The sequence below is a fragment of the Anaeromyxobacter diazotrophicus genome (genome assembly GCF_013340205.1).
Classification (GTDB): domain Bacteria; phylum Myxococcota; class Myxococcia; order Myxococcales; family Anaeromyxobacteraceae; genus Anaeromyxobacter_A; species Anaeromyxobacter_A diazotrophicus.
The window spans coordinates 90,421-107,236 of sequence record NZ_BJTG01000007.1 but is presented as its reverse complement, the minus strand read 5'-3'; the positions used below and the strand labels follow the sequence as shown (position 1 = coordinate 107,236).

At 76.4% G+C, this 16,816-nt stretch carries 16 protein-coding genes; 7 read left to right on the top strand and 9 right to left on the bottom strand.

Annotated elements, in window-relative coordinates; all coding sequences use genetic code 11:
• Positions 1–89: 89 nt before the first annotated feature.
• The gene (gene purU, locus HWY08_RS14915) at positions 90–953 is read left to right on the top strand and encodes a formyltetrahydrofolate deformylase (RefSeq protein WP_176066589.1); all 864 of its coding nucleotides are present in this window, start codon (positions 90–92) and stop codon (positions 951–953) included.
• Between the two features lie 18 nt (positions 954–971).
• Here purU and HWY08_RS14910 read toward each other — a convergent pair whose 3' ends face one another.
• Positions 972–2,003: an SDR family NAD(P)-dependent oxidoreductase gene (locus tag HWY08_RS14910; protein ID WP_176066587.1), complete on the bottom strand. Its 1,032-nt coding sequence runs from the start codon at positions 2,001–2,003 to the stop codon at positions 972–974.
• Positions 2,004–2,102: 99 nt separating this feature from the next.
• Here HWY08_RS14910 and HWY08_RS14905 point away from each other — a divergent pair, with 99 nt between their 5' ends.
• Complete coding sequence (locus tag HWY08_RS14905; protein ID WP_176066585.1) at positions 2,103–3,557, top strand: ArnT family glycosyltransferase; 1,455 nt, start codon at positions 2,103–2,105, stop codon at positions 3,555–3,557.
• 36 nt (positions 3,558–3,593) lie between these two features.
• A complete protein-coding gene (gene hemF / locus HWY08_RS14900) occupies positions 3,594–4,463 on the top strand; it encodes an oxygen-dependent coproporphyrinogen oxidase (RefSeq protein WP_371869342.1) in 870 nt (289 codons plus the stop codon).
• On the opposite strand, the gene HWY08_RS14895 is transcribed toward hemF, so the two are convergent.
• Together HWY08_RS14895 and HWY08_RS14890 are read right to left on the bottom strand one after the other, a co-directional pair.
• Complete coding sequence (locus HWY08_RS14895; RefSeq protein ID WP_176066581.1) at positions 4,426–5,385, bottom strand: TerC family protein; 960 nt, start codon at positions 5,383–5,385, stop codon at positions 4,426–4,428. The genes hemF and HWY08_RS14895 overlap by 38 nt on opposite strands.
• A gap of 77 nt (positions 5,386–5,462) precedes the next feature.
• Positions 5,463–6,812 carry a cation:proton antiporter gene (locus HWY08_RS14890; protein ID WP_176066579.1) on the bottom strand — a complete coding sequence of 450 codons (1,350 nt, stop codon included), beginning with the start codon at positions 6,810–6,812 and terminating at the stop codon, positions 5,463–5,465.
• Between the two features lie 135 nt (positions 6,813–6,947).
• On the opposite strand from HWY08_RS14890, the gene HWY08_RS14885 reads away from it, so the two are divergent.
• Positions 6,948–7,844 carry a LysR family transcriptional regulator gene (locus HWY08_RS14885; RefSeq protein WP_176066576.1) on the top strand — a complete coding sequence of 299 codons (897 nt, stop codon included), beginning with the start codon at positions 6,948–6,950 and terminating at the stop codon, positions 7,842–7,844.
• Between the two features lie 13 nt (positions 7,845–7,857).
• Here HWY08_RS14885 and HWY08_RS14880 read toward each other — a convergent pair whose 3' ends face one another.
• Positions 7,858–8,769: an RluA family pseudouridine synthase gene (locus HWY08_RS14880; protein WP_235969645.1), complete on the bottom strand. Its 912-nt coding sequence runs from the start codon at positions 8,767–8,769 to the stop codon at positions 7,858–7,860.
• Between the two features lie 23 nt (positions 8,770–8,792).
• Between HWY08_RS14880 and grxC the strand changes: the two genes are divergently transcribed.
• From grxC to HWY08_RS14865, 3 genes are all read left to right on the top strand, one after another.
• Positions 8,793–9,056: a glutaredoxin 3 gene (gene grxC / locus HWY08_RS14875; protein ID WP_176066574.1), complete on the top strand. Its 264-nt coding sequence runs from the start codon at positions 8,793–8,795 to the stop codon at positions 9,054–9,056.
• An 85-nt stretch (positions 9,057–9,141) separates the two neighbouring features.
• The gene (locus tag HWY08_RS14870) at positions 9,142–9,300 is read left to right on the top strand and encodes a hypothetical protein (RefSeq protein ID WP_176066572.1); all 159 of its coding nucleotides are present in this window, start codon (positions 9,142–9,144) and stop codon (positions 9,298–9,300) included.
• A 51-nt stretch (positions 9,301–9,351) separates the two neighbouring features.
• Complete coding sequence (locus HWY08_RS14865; protein ID WP_235969644.1) at positions 9,352–9,804, top strand: HIT family protein; 453 nt, start codon at positions 9,352–9,354, stop codon at positions 9,802–9,804.
• A 15-nt stretch (positions 9,805–9,819) separates the two neighbouring features.
• Here HWY08_RS14865 and HWY08_RS14860 read toward each other — a convergent pair whose 3' ends face one another.
• The 5 genes from HWY08_RS14860 to pgm form a co-directional block, all read right to left on the bottom strand.
• Positions 9,820–10,056, bottom strand: a complete 237-nt coding sequence (locus HWY08_RS14860) for a hypothetical protein (protein WP_176066570.1) — start codon at positions 10,054–10,056, stop codon at positions 9,820–9,822.
• 137 nt (positions 10,057–10,193) lie between these two features.
• Entirely contained in the window at positions 10,194–12,005 is a 1,812-nt protein-coding gene (locus tag HWY08_RS14855) for a M2 family metallopeptidase (RefSeq protein ID WP_176066568.1), read from the bottom strand.
• A gap of 51 nt (positions 12,006–12,056) precedes the next feature.
• Positions 12,057–14,327, bottom strand: a complete 2,271-nt coding sequence (locus HWY08_RS14850) for a CHASE domain-containing sensor histidine kinase (protein ID WP_176066566.1) — start codon at positions 14,325–14,327, stop codon at positions 12,057–12,059.
• Positions 14,324–15,172 carry an NAD-dependent epimerase/dehydratase family protein gene (locus HWY08_RS14845; protein ID WP_176066564.1) on the bottom strand — a complete coding sequence of 283 codons (849 nt, stop codon included), beginning with the start codon at positions 15,170–15,172 and terminating at the stop codon, positions 14,324–14,326. Before HWY08_RS14845 ends, HWY08_RS14850 begins: the two co-directional genes overlap by 4 nt.
• On the bottom strand, positions 15,172–16,812 hold the full coding sequence (pgm, locus tag HWY08_RS14840) for a phosphoglucomutase (alpha-D-glucose-1,6-bisphosphate-dependent) (protein ID WP_176066562.1): 1,641 nt from the start codon (positions 16,810–16,812) through the stop codon (positions 15,172–15,174). Before pgm ends, HWY08_RS14845 begins: the two co-directional genes overlap by 1 nt.
• Between the last annotated feature and the right edge of the window lie 4 nt (positions 16,813–16,816).

Genomic DNA, 16,816 nt, shown 5'->3' with positions numbered 1-16,816 from the left:
CCGCCTCACCCTGATCCGGGGTGCGCGCGAGGGTTCACGCCGCCGCCCACTGACCGAAACGGGGCGGGTCTGCTAGGTTCGGCGGCCTCGTGAGCTCAGACACCCTCGCCAACCTCCTCATCCGCTGCCCCGACCGCCCCGGCATCGTGGCGGCCATCTCCAGCTTCCTCTTCCGGCGCGGCGCCAACATCACCGACCTCGATCAGCACTCGACGGACGACGAGCCCGGCACCTACTTCATGCGGCTCGAGCTGCAGACGGCGCGGCTCGACGTGCCCCTGCCCGAGCTCCGGAGCGCCTTCGCGGCCGAGGTGGCCGCCCCCTTCGCCATGACCTGGCGCCTCGAGGCGGCCCAGGCGCGCAAGCGGGTGGCCGTGCTCGTGTCGCGGCACGATCACGCGCTCATGGAGCTCCTGTGGGCGTGGCGGCGCGGCGACCTCGCCGCCGACGTGGCGGCCGTGGTCTCGAACCACCCCGACCTGCGCGGCGCGGTGGAGGGGTTCGGGATCCCGTTCCACCACGTGCCGAACGACCGGGACCGGCGGGCCGAGGCCGAGCGCGAGATGCTGGCGCTGCTCGAGGGGAAGGTCGACCTGGTGGTGCTCGCCCGCTACATGCAGATCGTCTCGGGCGAGTTCGTGGCGCGCTTCCCCGACCGGATCATCAACATCCACCACTCGTTCCTGCCCGCCTTCGCCGGCGCCGACCCGTACCGCCAGGCCTGGCAGCGCGGGGTGAAGATCGTCGGGGCCACCGCGCACTACGTGACCGCCGACCTGGACGCGGGGCCCATCATCGAGCAGGACGTGGCGCGCGTCTCGCACCGCCACGCGGTGGAGGACCTGAAGCGCATGGGCCGCGAGCTCGAGCGGCGGGTGCTCGCGCGCGCCGTGAAGTGGCACTGCGAGGACCGCGTCATCGTCCACGGCAACAAGACGGTCGTGTTCAGCTGACCGGCGCCGGCCGCCTGCCTACGGGTGGGCGGGGCGCTCGTTGTTCTCCGCCGCGGCCGCGTCTCCCAGCGCGGTCGCCGCCGAGCGGCCCGGGCGCTGGCGCCACACGGGGTCCGGCGCGGCCTCCGGCCGCTCGCCGCCGGCCCGCGGCAGGAGCCGGCTCACCAGCGCGAGCAGCACGACGCTCAGCCCCGGCGCGAGCGCGTGGGCGACGCGCAGCGCCTTCCACGGCCAGCCGAGCGTCACGAACCGCTCGCCCCGCTCGCAGGCCCGCACGATCCGCCGCGCGGCGCGACCGGCGTCCAGCGTGAGGAGGGGCAGGCTCGAGACGACCGCGAACAGGCGCGCCTCCTCCCGCCGCTGCCCCTTCACGAGCGCGTGCAGGAAGGAGCCGGTGCGCATGAGCCCCGGGACGACCGTGGTGACCCGGACCCCGTCCCGGCCCACCTCCGCGGCCAGCCCGGTCGAGAACCCCACCGCCGCGAACTTGGCGCTCGAGTAGCCGAGCAGGTGGGGCACCGCCACGGTGCCGCCGATGGAGGTCACGTCGACGATGCGGCCCGCCCGCCGGGCGCGCATGCCCGGCAGCACCGCCAGCGTGCAGTGCACGGTGCCCCAGAAGTTCACCGCCAAGGCGGCGCGCAGGTCCTCGAGCGACAGCGCCTCCGCCGGGGCCACCTGGATGATGCTGGCGTCGTTCACGAGCACGTCCACCGGGCCGAAGCGCGCCTCGGCCCGCGCCACGAGCCGCTCCACCGCGGCCGGGTCCGACACGTCGCAGGCCACCGCCAGCACCTCGGCGCCCGCCCGCTCGAGCTCGCGCCGCGCCCGCTCCAGCTCCTCCTCGTCGCGCGCGCAGAGCACGAGCCGCGCCCCGCGCGCGGCCAGCTCGCGCGCGACGAGGAGCCCGAGCCCGCGCGAGCCGCCGGTGACGAGCGCGCACGCCCCGCGCAAGGACGCCGGGCGCCGCCGCCTCGCCAGCGCGAGGCCGGCGAGCAGCCCGGCGCCGAGCAGCGCGGCGGATGATCGGACGTGGGCGGCGTGGGCCATGGGGCTCCCTCCGGCTGGAAGGTCGCCACGCGGCGGCGCGCCGGCCACCGCCCGGCGCCGGGCGCTCGACCGGCCCGGCGGGGCGCGGTAAGACGGCCCATGGCGCTCCCGCCTCTCGGCCTTCGCCCGCCGCCCGGGGGCGGCCCCGCGGCCGCTCCGGCCGCGGACCGGAGGCTGCTCCTCACGGCGCTCGCGCTCGCCGCCGGGCTGATCCTGCCCTTCGCGCTCGTCCACCTCGACGACGCCGACGGGGTCGTCTACGGGGTGGTGGCGCGCCACCTGGCCGCCGACGGGCGCCTGTTCGACCTCCGCTTCCTGCCCGAGCTCTTCCCGCACTTCCGCGAGCACCCGCCGTTCTTCTTCTGGCTCTGGGCGGCGGCGCTGCGCCTGGCCGGCCCGCCCGCGCTGCCGCTCCTCGGCGCCGCCTGCGGCCTCGCCACCGTCGCGGTCGCGTTCGCCGCCGGGCGAACGCTCCTCGGGGCGCGCGCCGCCTTCCTCGGCGCGGTGGCGCTCGCCACGGTCGAGTCGTTCTTCCGCTACCAGGCCCGCCCGCGGCTCGACCCGCCCCTCACCCTCCTCTTCACCGCCTCGGTGGCCCTGCTCGTCGCCGCGCGCGGCCGGACCGCCTGGCTCGCGGCGGGCGGGCTGTGCGCGGGGCTCGGCGCGCTGGTGAAGGGCCCGCCCGCGCTGGGCGCGCCGCTCGCCGCAGCCCTGGCGCTGGTCGCGCTGGGCCGGCGCGGCGAGCTCGCGAGCGCGCGCGCCTGGCTCGCGGCCGGGGCGGCCGCGCTCCTCCCGCCCGCCCTCTTCCTCGCCTGCGACCGGCTGGCGCTGGGCGGCAGCTGGTGGCGCGGCTACGTCGGCGGCCAGGTGCTCGCCTCGGCGCTCGGGCAGCGCCAGGACGGCGCCGTGGGCCTGCTCTTCCTCGTCCGCTCGGCCGCCGGGCGCATGGGGCCGTGGGCGCTCCTCGCCGCGTGGGCGCTCTTCCGCGCCGCGCGCGGGTGGCCGGCGCCGCGGGCGCGCGCCGCGCTGGCCCTCCTCGCCTGGGCGGCGGTGGTGGTGGGCGGCTACGCGCTCGCCGGCCGCGCCTGGTGGCACTACGCCATGCCCGCCTACGTGCCGCTGGCGCTCCTCGCGGGCGCGGGGCTCGACGCGCTGCTCGGCCCCGGGGAGCGCGCCTTCCGCGCCGCGCACCGGGCCGCCGCGGGCGCCGCGCTGGTCCTCGCCCTCGCGCTGCCGCTCCGGCCGGCGCGCCTGCTCGTGAAGGGGTGCGGCCTGGGCGCGCTGCCGTTGCTCACGACCGCGCGCCCGCCCCCCGGGACGCGGGTGGGGCTCGCCACGGACCGGGTGGCGCTCGCCGAGGCGGGCATCCTCGCCGACCACGCCGGGCTGGAGGCGGTCCCGCTGCGCTCCGCGGCGGAGCTGGAGGCGCGGCCGGAGCTCGGCGTCTCGCTGTGGGACCGCCGCTGGCCGGTGCCCCCGGGGTGGAGCGCGGTCGGCGCGCAGGGGGCGTGGCTCGAGCTGCGCCGGGCGGCGCCGGGCGAGGCGCGGCGTTAGGTCCCGCCGGTGGACCACCCCGGCGCCGGCGCCGTCCTGGCGGAGCTCGTCCCGTTCCTGCAGGCGTGGCAGGAGCGGCTCTGCGCGGAGCTCGAGCGCCTCGACGGCGCCGCGCGGTTCGGCCGCGACCCCTGGCAGCGCGCCGGCGGCGGCGGCGGCCTCACGCGCATGCTGGAGGGCGGGGCCGTGCTGGAGCGGGCGGGCGTGGCGTTCTCGCACGTGCACGGCGAGCTCCCCGAGGCGTTCGCGCGCCGTCTCCCGGGCGAGGGGCGCGCCTTCGCGGCCGCCGGGCTCTCCGTGGTGCTCCACCCGCTGAGCCCCATGGTCCCGGCGACGCACGCCAACCTGCGCTTCATCGCGCAGGGGCCGAAGGCGTGGTTCGGCGGGGGGAGCGACCTCACGCCCTACTACCTCTTCGACGAGGACGCGGCGCACTTCCACCGGACCTGGCGCGACGCCTGCGATCGCCATGACCCCGCGCTCTACCCGCAGTTCAAGGAGCGCTGCGACCGGTACTTCTTCCTGCCCCACCGCGGCGAGGCGCGCGGCGTGGGCGGCGTCTTCTTCGACGACCTGGCGGGCGAGCTCGGGCCGTCGCTGGCGCTCGTGAAGGACCTGGCCGAGGCGTTCCTCCCGGCCTGGCTGCCCCTCGCCGAGCGCCGGCGGGCGACGCCGTACGGCGCCGCGCAGCGCGCCTGGCAGGAGCTCCGCCGCGGGCGCTACGTCGAGTTCAACCTGCTCCACGACCGCGGGACCGTCTTCGGCCTCGAGACCGGCGGGCGCACCGAGTCGATCCTCATGTCGATGCCGCCGCGCGTGCGCTGGGCCTACGACCACCACCCCGCGCCCGGGAGCGAGGAGGCGCGCCTCATCGAGGTGCTGCGGCGGCCTCGCTCTTGGGCCTGAGGCGCGCCGCCTGCCGCCGCGCCTGGACGACCGACGCGGCGGCCCCGGCGGCCAGGATCGCGACCACCACCGCCAGCGAGATCGCGGCCGGGACGTGGACCACGTCGGCGAGGATCATCTTGACGCCGACGAAGCCGAGCACCGCCGCCAGCGACGGCTTGAGGTAGACGAAGCGCGCCACCGCCCCCGCCACCAGGAAGTAGAGCGAGCGCAGCCCCAGGATGGCGAAGACGTTGGAGGTGAAGACGATGAACGGGTCGCTCGTCACCGCGAAGATGGCCGGGATCGAGTCCACCGCGAACAGCACGTCGGACAGCTCGATCACCGCCAGCGCGAAGAAGAGCGGCGTCGCGACGCGCCGCCCGCCCTCGCGCGTGAAGAACCGGTGCCCCTCGAAGCGGGTGGTGCCGGGCACCACCCGGTGCAGCGCCGCCAGCAGCCGGCTCTGGCCGGGGTCGTGCCCGGCGCGGCCCGCCAGGGCGAGCCGGATCGCGGTGAGCACCAGGAAGCCGCCGAACAGGTAGACGACGAAGTGGAAGCGCGCCAGGAGCGCCGCGCCGGCCCCGATCATCGCACCGCGCAGCACGAGCGCCGAGAGGATGCCCCAGAACAGGACCCGGTGCTGGTGGACGGGCGGGATCCCGAGCGCGCCGAACAGCACCACGAAGACGAACAGGTTGTCGACCGAGAGCGACTTCTCGATCACGTAGCCGGTCAGGAACTCGAGGCCGCGCCCCGGCCCCTCCACCTTCCACACCAGCCCCGCGAACGCGAGCGCGAGCCCGACCCACACCGCGGACCAGGCGAGGGCCTCGCGCGCCCGCACCACGTGCTCCTTGCGGTGGAAGACGCCGAGGTCGAGCGCCAGCATGGCCGCCACGAACCCCAGGAAACCCGCCCAGTGCGCCCACCCGTGTGCCATCGATCCCCTCCGTCCGGCGCCGGCCGGGTCGGGGACGGAACCTAAGCGGTGGTGGACGCTTTCACCAGGACGTCGTTTCAGGGCGAGGCTTCGGTTTTCTCGATGGATCCCGCGCGCCGCCGGCCCAGGCTCCACCGCAGCGCGGGCGGGGTGACGAGCGTCGTCACCACCACCACGATCACCAGCGCGGAGTACAGCGCGGGCGACAGCACCGGGTGGCCCCCGAGCTGGAGCGTCAAGCCGATGTTGGCGAAGATGAGGCCCACCTCGCCCCGGGGCACCATCCCGATGCCGACGCTGAGCCGATCGGCGCCGCCGAGCACCCCCGCCGCGCACACCTGCTTGCCCACCACCGCCGCCAGCGTGAGCGCGCCCGCCAGCCCGAGGACGGAGGGGTCGGCGAAGGCGCGCAGGTCGGTGCGCAGGCCCATCACCACGAAGAACACGGGCACCAGGAAGGCGCCGATGGGCTTCACCAGCTCCTCGAGGCCGTGCTCGCCGCGGTCGACGAAGTCGCGGTAGTGGACGTCCTCCAGCACGAGCCCGGCGGCGAAGGCGCCCACGATCGGCGCGAGCCCGAGGGCGGCCGAGAGCCAGGAGAGGGAGAAGCAGAAGGCGAGCCCGGCCGCCAGCAGCACCCCGCGCGTCTGCAGCCGCGAGGCGCCCCTCAGGACGCGCGGCGCGAGCCAGACGCCGAGCGCGAGCGCCCCGACGAGGAAGGCGGCCGCCTTGGCCACGATGGCGGCGATCTCCAGCCCGGAGACCGCCCCGCCCCGGCCGGCCGCGGCGATGACCCCGCTCACCACCGCCAGGATGATGAGCCCGAGCACGTCGTCGATCACCGCCGCGCCGAGGATGATGCGCGCCTCCGGCGACCGCGACCGGCCGAGGTCCTGCAGGACGCGGGCGGTGATCCCGACGCTGGTGGCGGTCAGCGCGGCGCCGAGGAAGGCGTGGAGGTAGGGGCCGCCGGCCGGGACGAGCAGCGCGCCCGCCCCCCAGCCCAGCGCGAACGGCGCCGCCACCCCCAGGGTCGCCACCAGCAGCGCCGAGAGCCCGACCTGGAGCATCTGGCGGACCGTGGACTCGAGCCCCACCTCGAAGAGGAGGAGCAGCACCCCCAGCCGCGACAGCGTGTCGAGCGCCGCGTCCTGCTTCATCCCCTCGAGCTCCGCGTACCCGAGGAGGCCCAGGTTGCCGAGCGCGACGCCGATGAGGAGCTCGCCCAGCACCGCGGGCTGGCCGAGCCGGGTCGCCAGCTCGCCGCCGAGCTTCGCGCCGACCAGGATGAGCGCCAGGTCGAGCGCGACGCGCGCGATGGGGTCGGCCTGCCCGCCCCCGCCGGCGGCGGCGGCGGCGAGCGCGGGGGCGAGGAGCGCGAGGGGGGCGGTGAGGAGCAGGGCGGCGCGGAGGCGGCGGCTGGGCATGGCCGCCGCAGGGTAACCGCCGCGGCGGGCGGCGTCGCGCCGGATCGCGCGCCCCCGGGCGGACCGGGCGCGGCTGGGCTGGCTTTCTCGAAACGGAGGGTCGCGTGCCAGCCTTCGGCTTCCTAAAAGGATGGGATGGAGTGGCTCAACTACCACCACCTGCTCTACTTCTGGACCGTGGCGCGCAACGGCAGCATCGCCCGCGCCGGGGAGGAGCTGCGGCTCTCGCAGCCGACGCTCTCGACCCAGATCAAGAAGCTCGAGGAGACGCTGGGCGTGAAGCTCTTCGAGCGGCAGGGCCGGCGCCTCGTGCTCACCGACGTCGGGCGCACCGTGCAGCGCTACGCGGACGAGATCTTCCGCACCGGCCGCGAGCTGCAGCTGGCGGTGAAGGGGCTCCCGACCGGCCAGCGGCCGCGCCTGGCGGCCGGGGTGGCGGACGTCATCCCCAAGATCATGGCCGAGCTGCTGCTGCGCCCCGCGCTGGAGGCCGTCCCCGACCTCACCCTCGCCTGCCGCGAGGGGCCGCTCCCCCAGCTCATGGCCGCGCTCTCGCTGCACGAGCTCGACGTGGTGCTCTCGGACACGCCGGCGGCCGAGACCCAGGTGAAGGCCTTCAGCCACCCGCTCGGCGAGTCGGGGGTGAGCTTCCTGGCCGAGCCGCAGCTCGCGGCCGGCCTGCGGCGGCGCTTCCCCCGCTCGCTCGACGGCGCGCCGGCGCTGCTCCCCGCGCGCGGGACCGCGCTGCGCCGCGACCTCGAGGCCTGGTTCGAGGGCGAGGGGGTGCGGCCGCTGGCGGTGGCCGAGTTCGACGACACCGCCCTGCTCACCGCCTTCGGGCGGCGGGGCCTCGGCTTCTTCGCCGCGCCCACGGTGATCGCGGCGGAGGTGTGCGCGCAGCTCCGGGTGGCGCCGGTCGGCCGCGCGGAGGAGGTGCGCGAGCGCTACTTCGCGGTGTCGGTGGAGCGGCGGCTGCGCCACCCGGCGGTGGTGGCGCTGGCGGACGCCGCGCGGTCGCGCACCTTCCGGTGACCGGGCGGCGCCCTCAACCGCGAGGCTCCTCTCGCAAGGCCGCCACCGCCCGCGCCAGGTCCGCCGGGACGGGCGCCTCCACCGCCACCGCCGCTCCGGAGGGCGCCGGGAACGCCAGCCGCCAGGCGTGCAGCGCCTGCCGCGCGAGCCCCGGCGCGGCGACTCCGTACACCGCGTCCCCCAGCACCGGGTAGCCCGCCTCGGAGAGCTGGACCCGGATCTGGTGCGTGCGCCCGGTCTCGAGCCGCACCTCCACGAGCGCCGCGCCGCGGAGCCGCTCCCGCACCCGGTATCGGAGGCGGGCCCGGCGCGCGGAGGCGACCCGGCCGGTGAAGCGGCGCGGGTCGGCGGGGTCGCGCGCGTAGGGCGTGTCGAGACGGCCCTCGTCCGGCGGCGTCCCCGCCACCAGCGCGAGGTAGCTCTTCTCCACGCGGCCCGCCTCGAAGGCGCCCTTGAGCGCGGCCAGCGCCCGGTCGTGCCGGGCGAGCAGGAGGCAGCCGCTCGTGTCGCGGTCGAGCCGGTGGGCGAGCCCCGGGAGCGCCCGCCCGGCGACGTCGAAGCGGCCGAGCCGGCTCGCCGCGCCGACCGCCGAGGGCGCCCCCGGCCGCGCGGGCTCCACCGGCAGCCCGGCCGGCTTGTCCACCACCAGGCAGTCGGGGTCGTCGAAGAGCGCCGCCAGCGCCGGCTCGTCCGCCGCCGCCGCCGCGGCCCGCGGCGCGGGCCGCGTCACCTCCACCTCCTCGCCGCCGAAGAGCTTGCGGTGGGGCGAGCAGGTGCGGCCCCGGATGCGCACTCGCCCCTGCGCCACCAGCGCGCGGGCGCGCTCCACCTGGACCGACAGCGCGCGCGCCAGGAATCGGTCGAGGCGCTCGCCGGCGTCCTCCCCGGGGACGAGCAGCTTCTCGGCGGCCGTTTGCGGGATCACGCCGCCGACGTTAAGTGAGGGCGATGCCCAAGGTCCAGGTCTACAGCAAGCAGCAGTGCCCCTACTGCGTCCGCGCCAAGGCGCTCCTGCAGAAGAAGGGCGTCGCCTACGAGGAGATCGACGTCGAGCACGACGACGCGAAGCGCGCCTGGCTGGTGGAGGCGAGCGGCCAGCGCACGGTGCCGCAGATCTTCGTGGACGGCCGGCCGCTCGGCGGCTTCTCCGACGTGGACGCGCTCGACCGGCAGGGCAAGCTCGACGCCATCCTGCGCGGCGAGGCCGCGTAGCGCGGGCCCGGCGCCCCTTCCGCCGCCGCCGGCGCGTCGCCAAGGTTCCAGCGGGCGGCCTCGAGGCCGCGGGAGGGAGCCGCGCATGGAACCCAAGAACGAGCCGCTCGAGCCGACCGTGGAGCAGGCGCCGGAGCGCCGCGGAGCGCCCGACGGGAACCTCGAGGACGAGCGCGAGGAGTCGGGGCTCTCCCAGCCCGAGTCGAGCGCCCAGAAGCTGCCGCCCCCCGGCCCGCAGCCCTGAGGCGGAGCCGCGCCGGTTTCGCCCGGGGGCCGGCTGTCGTACGCTGGCCCCGTGGCCGCCGACCCCAACCACCCGTGCCTGGCCTGCCGGATCGTGGCCGGAGAAGCGCGCCCGGCCGGCGGGATCGTCTGGCGTGGCGACGGGCTCACCGTCCACGGCGTGGCCGACGCCTGTCCCATCCCGGGCTGGCTGGTCCTGACGAGCGACCGGCACGCGCGGGCGCTCTACGACCTGCAGCCCGCCGAGCTCGCCGCGCTCGGGCCGGCCGCGGCGCGCGTCATGCGGGCCCAGCAGGCGGCGCTCGGCGCCGAGCACGTGTACGCGCTCGCGCTGGGCGACGTGCTCCGCCACTTCCACCTGCACCTCGTGCCCCGCTTCGCGGACACCCCCGCGCGGCTCCGCGGCCGCGGCGCCTTCGACGCGCGCCCGGAGGACGCCCTCCCGGCCTGGCGGGTGGTGGCGGCGGCGGAGGCGGTCCGCCGCGCCCTCGCCACTGGCGGCTGAGCCCCGAGCCTCAGCTCAGCGCAGCGCGTTCACCGCCCCGCAGCGGCAGGCGAAGGCGAGCGAGACGAACATGCCGCGGCTCACGCCGTGACACAGCACCGTCCCGCACTGGCCGCACAGGTAGTCCACCCAGCCCGGCCCCCGGTAGATGGGGACCCCGACCAGGCCGGGCGGGACCACCACGGCGAGCGAGGCCCCCTGCGGCAAGACCGCCAGGGTCACCTGCTCGCGCTGTGTCGCCGGCTCCAGCAAGGTCCTGTCCTCCACGCGACATGGACGGCACGTGATAGAGGCTCATTCACCGCGGACGTGACCACCAGCCCCGAAGCCCCACGACGCGCGGCGGGGCGTGCGGTCCCGCCGCAGGCCCTCCGCTCACCCCCGGCCGGCTACCACCCGCACTTTCGCCCGCGGTTCTGCGCCTGGAGCCAGCTCCGCAGCGGGGCGAAGTAGTCGAGGAGGGCGGACGCGTCGGCCTGCCGCTGTCCGGTGAGCGCGTACATCGCCTCCGGCCACGGCTTCGACGCGCCCAGCGCGAGCATCTCGTGCAGGCGCTTCCCGGCCGCCTTGTTCCCGTAGATGGAGCAGGCGTGGAGCGGCCCCTGCTGGCCCGCCGCCTGGCACAGCGCGCGGTGGAACTGGAACTGATAGATGCGCGCCAGGAAGTAGCGCGTGTAGGGCACGTTGGCCGGGATGTGGTACTTCGCGCCAGGGTCGAAGTCGGCCTCGCTGCGCGCCACCGGCGCGTCCACGCCCTGGTACTTGCGCCGGAGCGCCCACCAGGCCGCGTCGTACTGCGCGGGCGGCGTCTTCCCGGAGAACACGTCCCACCGCCACCGATCGATGAGCAGGCCGAAGGGCAGGAAGGCGACCTTGTCCATCGCCTCCCGCAGCTGGATCGCGACCAGGCCGGCCTCGTCGGTGGGCGGCAGCTCGTCGAGCACGCCGACCCTCTTCAGATAGGCCGGCGTGACGGAGAGCGCGATGGCGTCCCCGATGGCCTCGTGGAAGCCGTCGTTCGCGCCCTGCTGGAAGATCACCGGCAGCCGCCAGTACGACTGGAAGTAATAGTCGTGGCCGAGCTCGTGGTGGATGGTGACGAGATCGTCGGCGGTCGGCTTGATGCACATCTTCACGCGCAGGTCGTCGGAGAAGGTGACGTCCCACGCGCTGGCGTGGCAGACCACCTCCCGGTCGCGCGGCTTCACGAACATCGAGCGCTCCCAGAAGGACGCCGGCAGCGGGTCGAGCCCGAGCGAGGTGTAGAACCCCTCGCCCAGCTTCACCATCCTCACCGGGTCGAACCCCTTGCGCTCGAGCGCGCCGGAGACGTCGAGCTTCGCCACCGAGGCGGCCGCGCCGGGCGGGGCCGCCAGGTCGTACACGTTGCCCCACTCCTGCGCCCACATGTTGCCGAGCAGGTGGGCGGGGATCGGCTTGCCGTCGGGGACGCGGTCCTTGCCGTAGCGCTCCTGCAGCTTGCCGCGCACGTAGCAGTGCAGCTCGTCGTAGAGCGGCTTCACCTGGGCCCACAGCCGGTCCGTCTCCTGCGCGAACTCTGCCGGGGTCATGTCGTAGCCGGCCCGCCACAGCTCCCCCAGGTCGCCGAAGCCGATCTCGCGCGCGCCCTCGTTGCCCAGCGCCACCAGGCGCGTGTAGTCGGCGCGCATGGCCGGGGCGATGGTGTGCCAGCCGTACCAGGCATCGAGGAGCTCGTCCCAGCTCCGGCTCTTGCGCATGACCTCCGAGAGCTGCTCGAGGTCGCGGCAGGGGGCGTGCCCGTCCTTCCCGCACCACTTCCCCTTGCCGTAGGCGGAGTCGAGCCGCGCGGCCAGGGTCGCCAGCTCCGCGCGCTTGGCGGGATCGCTCGGCGCCGGGAGCGTGCTCGCGGTGCGGACGAGGTAGAGCGCCCGCGCCGTCTCGGCGTCGAGCCCCTTCGCCTGGGCCAGCCGGCTCGCCTCGGGCACGGCGCGCGACTGGAACGCCATGAGCGCCTCGCTCGCCCAGGCGGACAGCCGCTCGGTGTCGTCCGTGATGTACGTCTGGCGCACCCAGTCGGCGGTCGACTGCCGGGTGAGGAGGTCCTTCGCCTCGGCGTTCGCGCGCGCGACGAACGCCCGCGCCTCGGCGGCGGTGGGCGCGGCGGGGGCGGCGGGCGAAGCGGCGAGGAGCACGAGGAGCGCGAGCGCGGGGGTCGGCATGGCGCGCGACGGTAGACGAACCGCCGGCGGCCCCTCAAGCGGGAAAGTAGCCTAAAGGGGGGCCCCGGGGGCGGGCGCCGCGGGCGGCTCCGGGGGAGGCGCGCGCCGGAGCTCGACCGTGAAGGTGGCCCCCTGGCCGGGCTCGCTCTCGACCGCGATCGTCCCGCCCAGCGCCTCCACGATCCGGCGCGCGATCCACAGCCCCAGCCCGAAGCCGCCGAAGTGGCGGTCGGAGACGGCCCGCTCGAACCGCTCGAAGATCCGCTGCTGCGCCTCGCGCGGGATGCCGATGCCTTGGTCGCGCACCGTGAGCGCGACCCGGTCGCCGTCCACGCGGAGCGCCACCGCGATGGGCTTGCCCGGGCCGTACTTCACGGCGTTGGCGACGAGGTTCGTCACCACCTGGTCGAGGCGCAGCCGGTCCCAGCGGCCCACCACCGGGCCCGGTACGTCGAGCTGCAGCGTGGAGCCGGCGCGCGCCAGCTCGTCCTCGAACCGCCCCGCCACCTCGCACACCACGTCCGACAGGTCCACCGGCTCGAGCTCGATGGCGAGGCGGCCCTCGCCGATGCGCGAGATGTCGAGGAGGTTCGTGATGAGGCGCGAGAGCCGCTCGACGTTGCGGCGGATCACCTCCGTCTTGTGCGCCAGCGGCTCGGGCACGAACCCGCGCACCGCGGCCTGGCGCAGGCTGTCCGCCTGCAGCGCGAGCGAGGTGAGCGGGGTCTTGAGCTCGTGCGAGGCGATGGAGAGGAACTCGTCCCGGAGCTTCACCGCCTCCTGGGCCCTGCGGTAGAGGCGCGCCGTGTCGATGGCCGCCACCGCCAGCCGCGCCAGGTCCTGCATGAGCCGGACGTCGCTCGCGTCGAGGCGGCGCCGGGTGGTGGAGGCGAAGCTGATGGCGCCGAGCGCCTCGCCGCGGGCGCGCAGCGGCACGGTGGCGAGCGCGCGGACGCCGGTCGCCCGGAGCCGGGCCAGGTGCTCCGCGTCGCGGGCCACGCGGGCGAGGTCCGCCTCGCTCACCGCGTCCGTCACGAACGGCTCGCTGGACTGGATGGCGGCCGCCGCGGCGAAGCGCGCCTCCGGGTCGAGGGTCACCTCCACCAGCGCCTGCCCGGTGGCGCGCGCGAGCGCGGGGTCGCGGTGGCCGACCAGCCGCACCGGTCCGCCCGGCTCGACCACCAGGATGACGCACCAGTCGCAAGGCCCCTCCGCGGCCCGCCGCGCCACCTCGGCCAGGGTGGTGACGTAGTCGAGCGAGGAGGACAGCGCGCGGCCCGCCTCGGCCAGGAAGCTGGCGCGCTCCGCCGACCGGCGCGCCTCGGCCGCCCCGCGCACCTCGCGCCGCGTGACCTGGAAGAGCAGCAGGCTGACGATCACCCCGGCGAGGGCCGCCCACCGCGGGAGCCACCGCTCCCACGGCGCGACGAACCCCGGCGAGCTCCGGAAGCGCACGGTCCAGGGCCGGCCCGCCACCGTGAGCCCCCGCACCGCCTCGAGGGTGCCGCCCGCCGGCGCGGCGGAGGCGTACAGGAGCTGGGCCGGATCTCCGGAGGGCCCGTCGAGGAGGTCGAGGTGGATCTCGGCCAGGCTCTCGGGCGGGAGGGTGGCCGCGAAAAGGTCGCCGGCGCGGAACGGCGCGTAGACGAAGCCGCCCGTGCGCTGCTCGAGCCCGCCGCGCGCGCTCGCCGAGACCGGCAGGTAGATGAGGAACCCGGGCTGGCGATCCTGGTCCGTCTCCTGGACCAGCTCGACGCGCGCCGAGCAGGCGGCCTTCCCCGTGGCGAGGGCCCGCAGCATGGCCTCGCGCCGCGTCGGCTCGGAGAGCATGTCGAAGCCGAACGCGCGCTGGTTGCGGGCGTCGAACGGCTCCAGGTAGACGATGGCCGTGTACGCCTCGCGCCCCCCGCCCGGCCAGAGGCTGTAGCCGGGGAAGCCCTCCCGGCGCACCGCCTCCTCGTGGCGCGCGACCTCCTGGGGAGCGAGGAGCTCCGCGAAGCCGATGCCCTGGATCCCGGGGTAGTGCCGCTCGAGCCGCAGGTTCTGCACGAAGAGGCGGAACTCCTCGCGCGACGGCCGCCGCCCGCTCACGAACAGCCCGCGGGTCGCGCGGAGCGTGGCGACGTAGGCGTCCATCCGGTCCCTCACCGCCTCCACCGCGGCGGTGACCCGCTCGTCGAAGCGGGAGCGGACCTGGTGCGCGATGGCGCTCGCCACGTACATCCGCACCGCCATCGCCGCGGAGAGCGCGACGGCGAGCACGAGGTAGGCCGCCGCGTGGGTGCGCAGGTGCTCGAGGAGCGCCCGGACGCGCGCCGTCATCGCCCGCCTGCCTGGGCGAGGAGCGGCGCGAGCCCCTCGCGAAAGGTGGGGAAGGCGAGCGCGAGGCCGAGCGCGGCGCGGGTCCGCTCGGCCAGCACCCGGCGGTTCGCCCCGGCCGCGGGGGCGTCGCGGCGAGCGGGCTCGATCCCGAGCCGCTCCGCGACGAAGCGCACGACCTCGCGCCGGGGCGCCGGGCCGGCGTCGCTGGCGTGGTACACGGCCCCCGGCGCCCCGCGGTCGAGGGCGGCCAGCACCGCGCTCACCGCGTCCGCCCGGTGGCAGAAGTTCATCCAGGCGCCGTCGTCCGGGCCGAGGGCGAGCGCGCCCGCGCGCACCCGCTCGACGAGGCCTGTCCGGCCTGGGCCGTAGAGGCCGGAGAGGCGCACCACCCGCGCGGCCGCGCCCAGCGAGCGGACCAGCGCCTCGGCCGCCACCAGCACCTCCGCCGCGGCCGAGGCGGGCGCGGGGGGCGTCGCCTCGTCGACGTCGCTCCCGTCCCGCTGGCCGAACACCCCCGTCGACCCGGTGTAGACGAAGGCGCGGGCGCCGCAGCGCGCGGCCGCCTCCAGCAGGGTCCGGTTCGCGTCGAGGTAGGCGCGGCGGTAGGGCGCCTCGCCGTCGCCGGACGCCGCCTGGCAGGCCAGCACCGCGTCGAGGCCGGCGGGGAGCCGCGCCGCCGCGCCCGGCGCCGCCAGGTCGAGCGCCAGCGGCGAGGCGCCGAGCCGGGAGAGCTCGGCGGCGCGGGCCGGGTCGCGCCGCACCGCGGTCACGCGGTCGCCGCGGGCGACGAGCGCCTCGCAGAGCGCCGCCCCGAGCCACCCTGCGCCGGCCACGAGCACGTGCATCAGGCGGCCAGCGCCTCGGTCACGATGGCGCGCGCCTCGTCGAGGATGCGCGCCAGGTGCGCCTCGCCCTGGAAGCTCTCCGCGTAGATCTTGTAGACGTCCTCCGTGCCCGACGGCCGGGCCGCGAACCAGCCGCCCTCCGCCACCACCTTGAGGCCGCCCACCTCCGCCCCGTTTCCGGGGGCGCGCGTCAGCTTCGCCAGGATCGGCTCGCCCGCCAGCCGGTCGGCGCGCACCGCGGCGGGGGAGAGCCGCTTGAGGCGCGCCTTCTCGGCCGGCGTGGCGGGGGCGTCGACGCGCGCGTAGACCGGGCGGCCGAGGGCCGCCGCCAGCTCCTCGTAGCGGGCGGCGGGATCGCGGCCGGAGACGGCGCGGATCTCGGCCGCCAGCAGGTCCATGATGATCCCGTCCTTGTCCGTGGACCAGGCGGTGCCGTCGCGCCGGAGGAACGAGGCGCCGGCGCTCTCCTCGCCCCCGAAGCCGAGCGAGCCGTCGAGGAGCCCCGGGACGAACCACTTGAAGCCGACCGGCACCTCGAGCAGCGGCCGGCCCAGGCGCGCCGCCACGCGGTCCACGAGCGCCGACGAGACGAGCGTCTTCCCCACCCCCGCCGAGGCCCGCCAGCCGGGGCGGTGGGCGAAGAGCCAGTCGATGGCCACGCAGAGGAAGTGGTTCGGGTTCATGAGCCCGCCCGCCGGCGTCACGATCCCGTGCCGGTCGGAGTCGGCGTCGTTGCCGAAGGCCACGTCGAACCGGTCCTTGAGGCCGACCAGGCCCGCCATGGCGTACGGCGAGGAGCAGTCCATCCGGATCTTGCCGTCGTGGTCCACCGTCATGAAGCCGAAGGTGGGATCGAGCCTCGGGTTCACCACCTCGACGGAGAGCCCGTACCGGCTGGCGATCGGCTCCCAGTAGCGGAGGTTGGAGCCGCCGAGGGGATCGGCGCCGAGCCGCAGCCCGGCGCGCTTCACGGCCGCGAGGTCGACGACGGACTCGAGGTCCTCGACGTAGGGCGTCACGAAGTCGCGCGCGTGGGTGGTGGGGGCGCGGAGGGCCGCCGGGTACGGGAGCCGCCTCACGGCGGCGTTGCCGGCGGCGAGCAGCTCGTTCGCGCGCCGCTCGATGGCGCCGGTCACCTCCGTGCCGGCGGGGCCCCCGTCGGGCGGGTTGTACTTGATGCCGCCGTCCTCCGGGGGATTGTGCGACGGGGTGATGACGATGCCGTCGGCGAGGCCGGTGGTGCGCCCGCGGTTGTGCGCCAGGATGGCGTGCGAGACGACCGGCGTCGGCGTGGCCGCGTCGCCCGCCGCCAGGAAGACGTCGGCGCCATTCGCGGCCAGCACCTCGAGTGCGGTGCGCTGGGCCGGCTCGGAGAGGGCGTGGGTGTCCTTGCCCAGGAACAGCGGGCCGGACACCCCCTGCGCCGCGCGGTGCTCGCAGATCGCCTGCACCACCGCCAGCACGTGCGCCTCGTTGAAGCTGCGCCGCAAGGAGGAGCCGCGGTGGCCGGAGGTCCCGAAGGCGACCCGCTCCTCCGGCCGGGCGGGATCCGGCCGCTCGTCCTGGTACGCCGCCAGGAGGCGCGCGACGTTCACCAGCAGGGAGGGGGGCGCCGGCTTTCCTGCGAGCGGATGAGGCATGCGG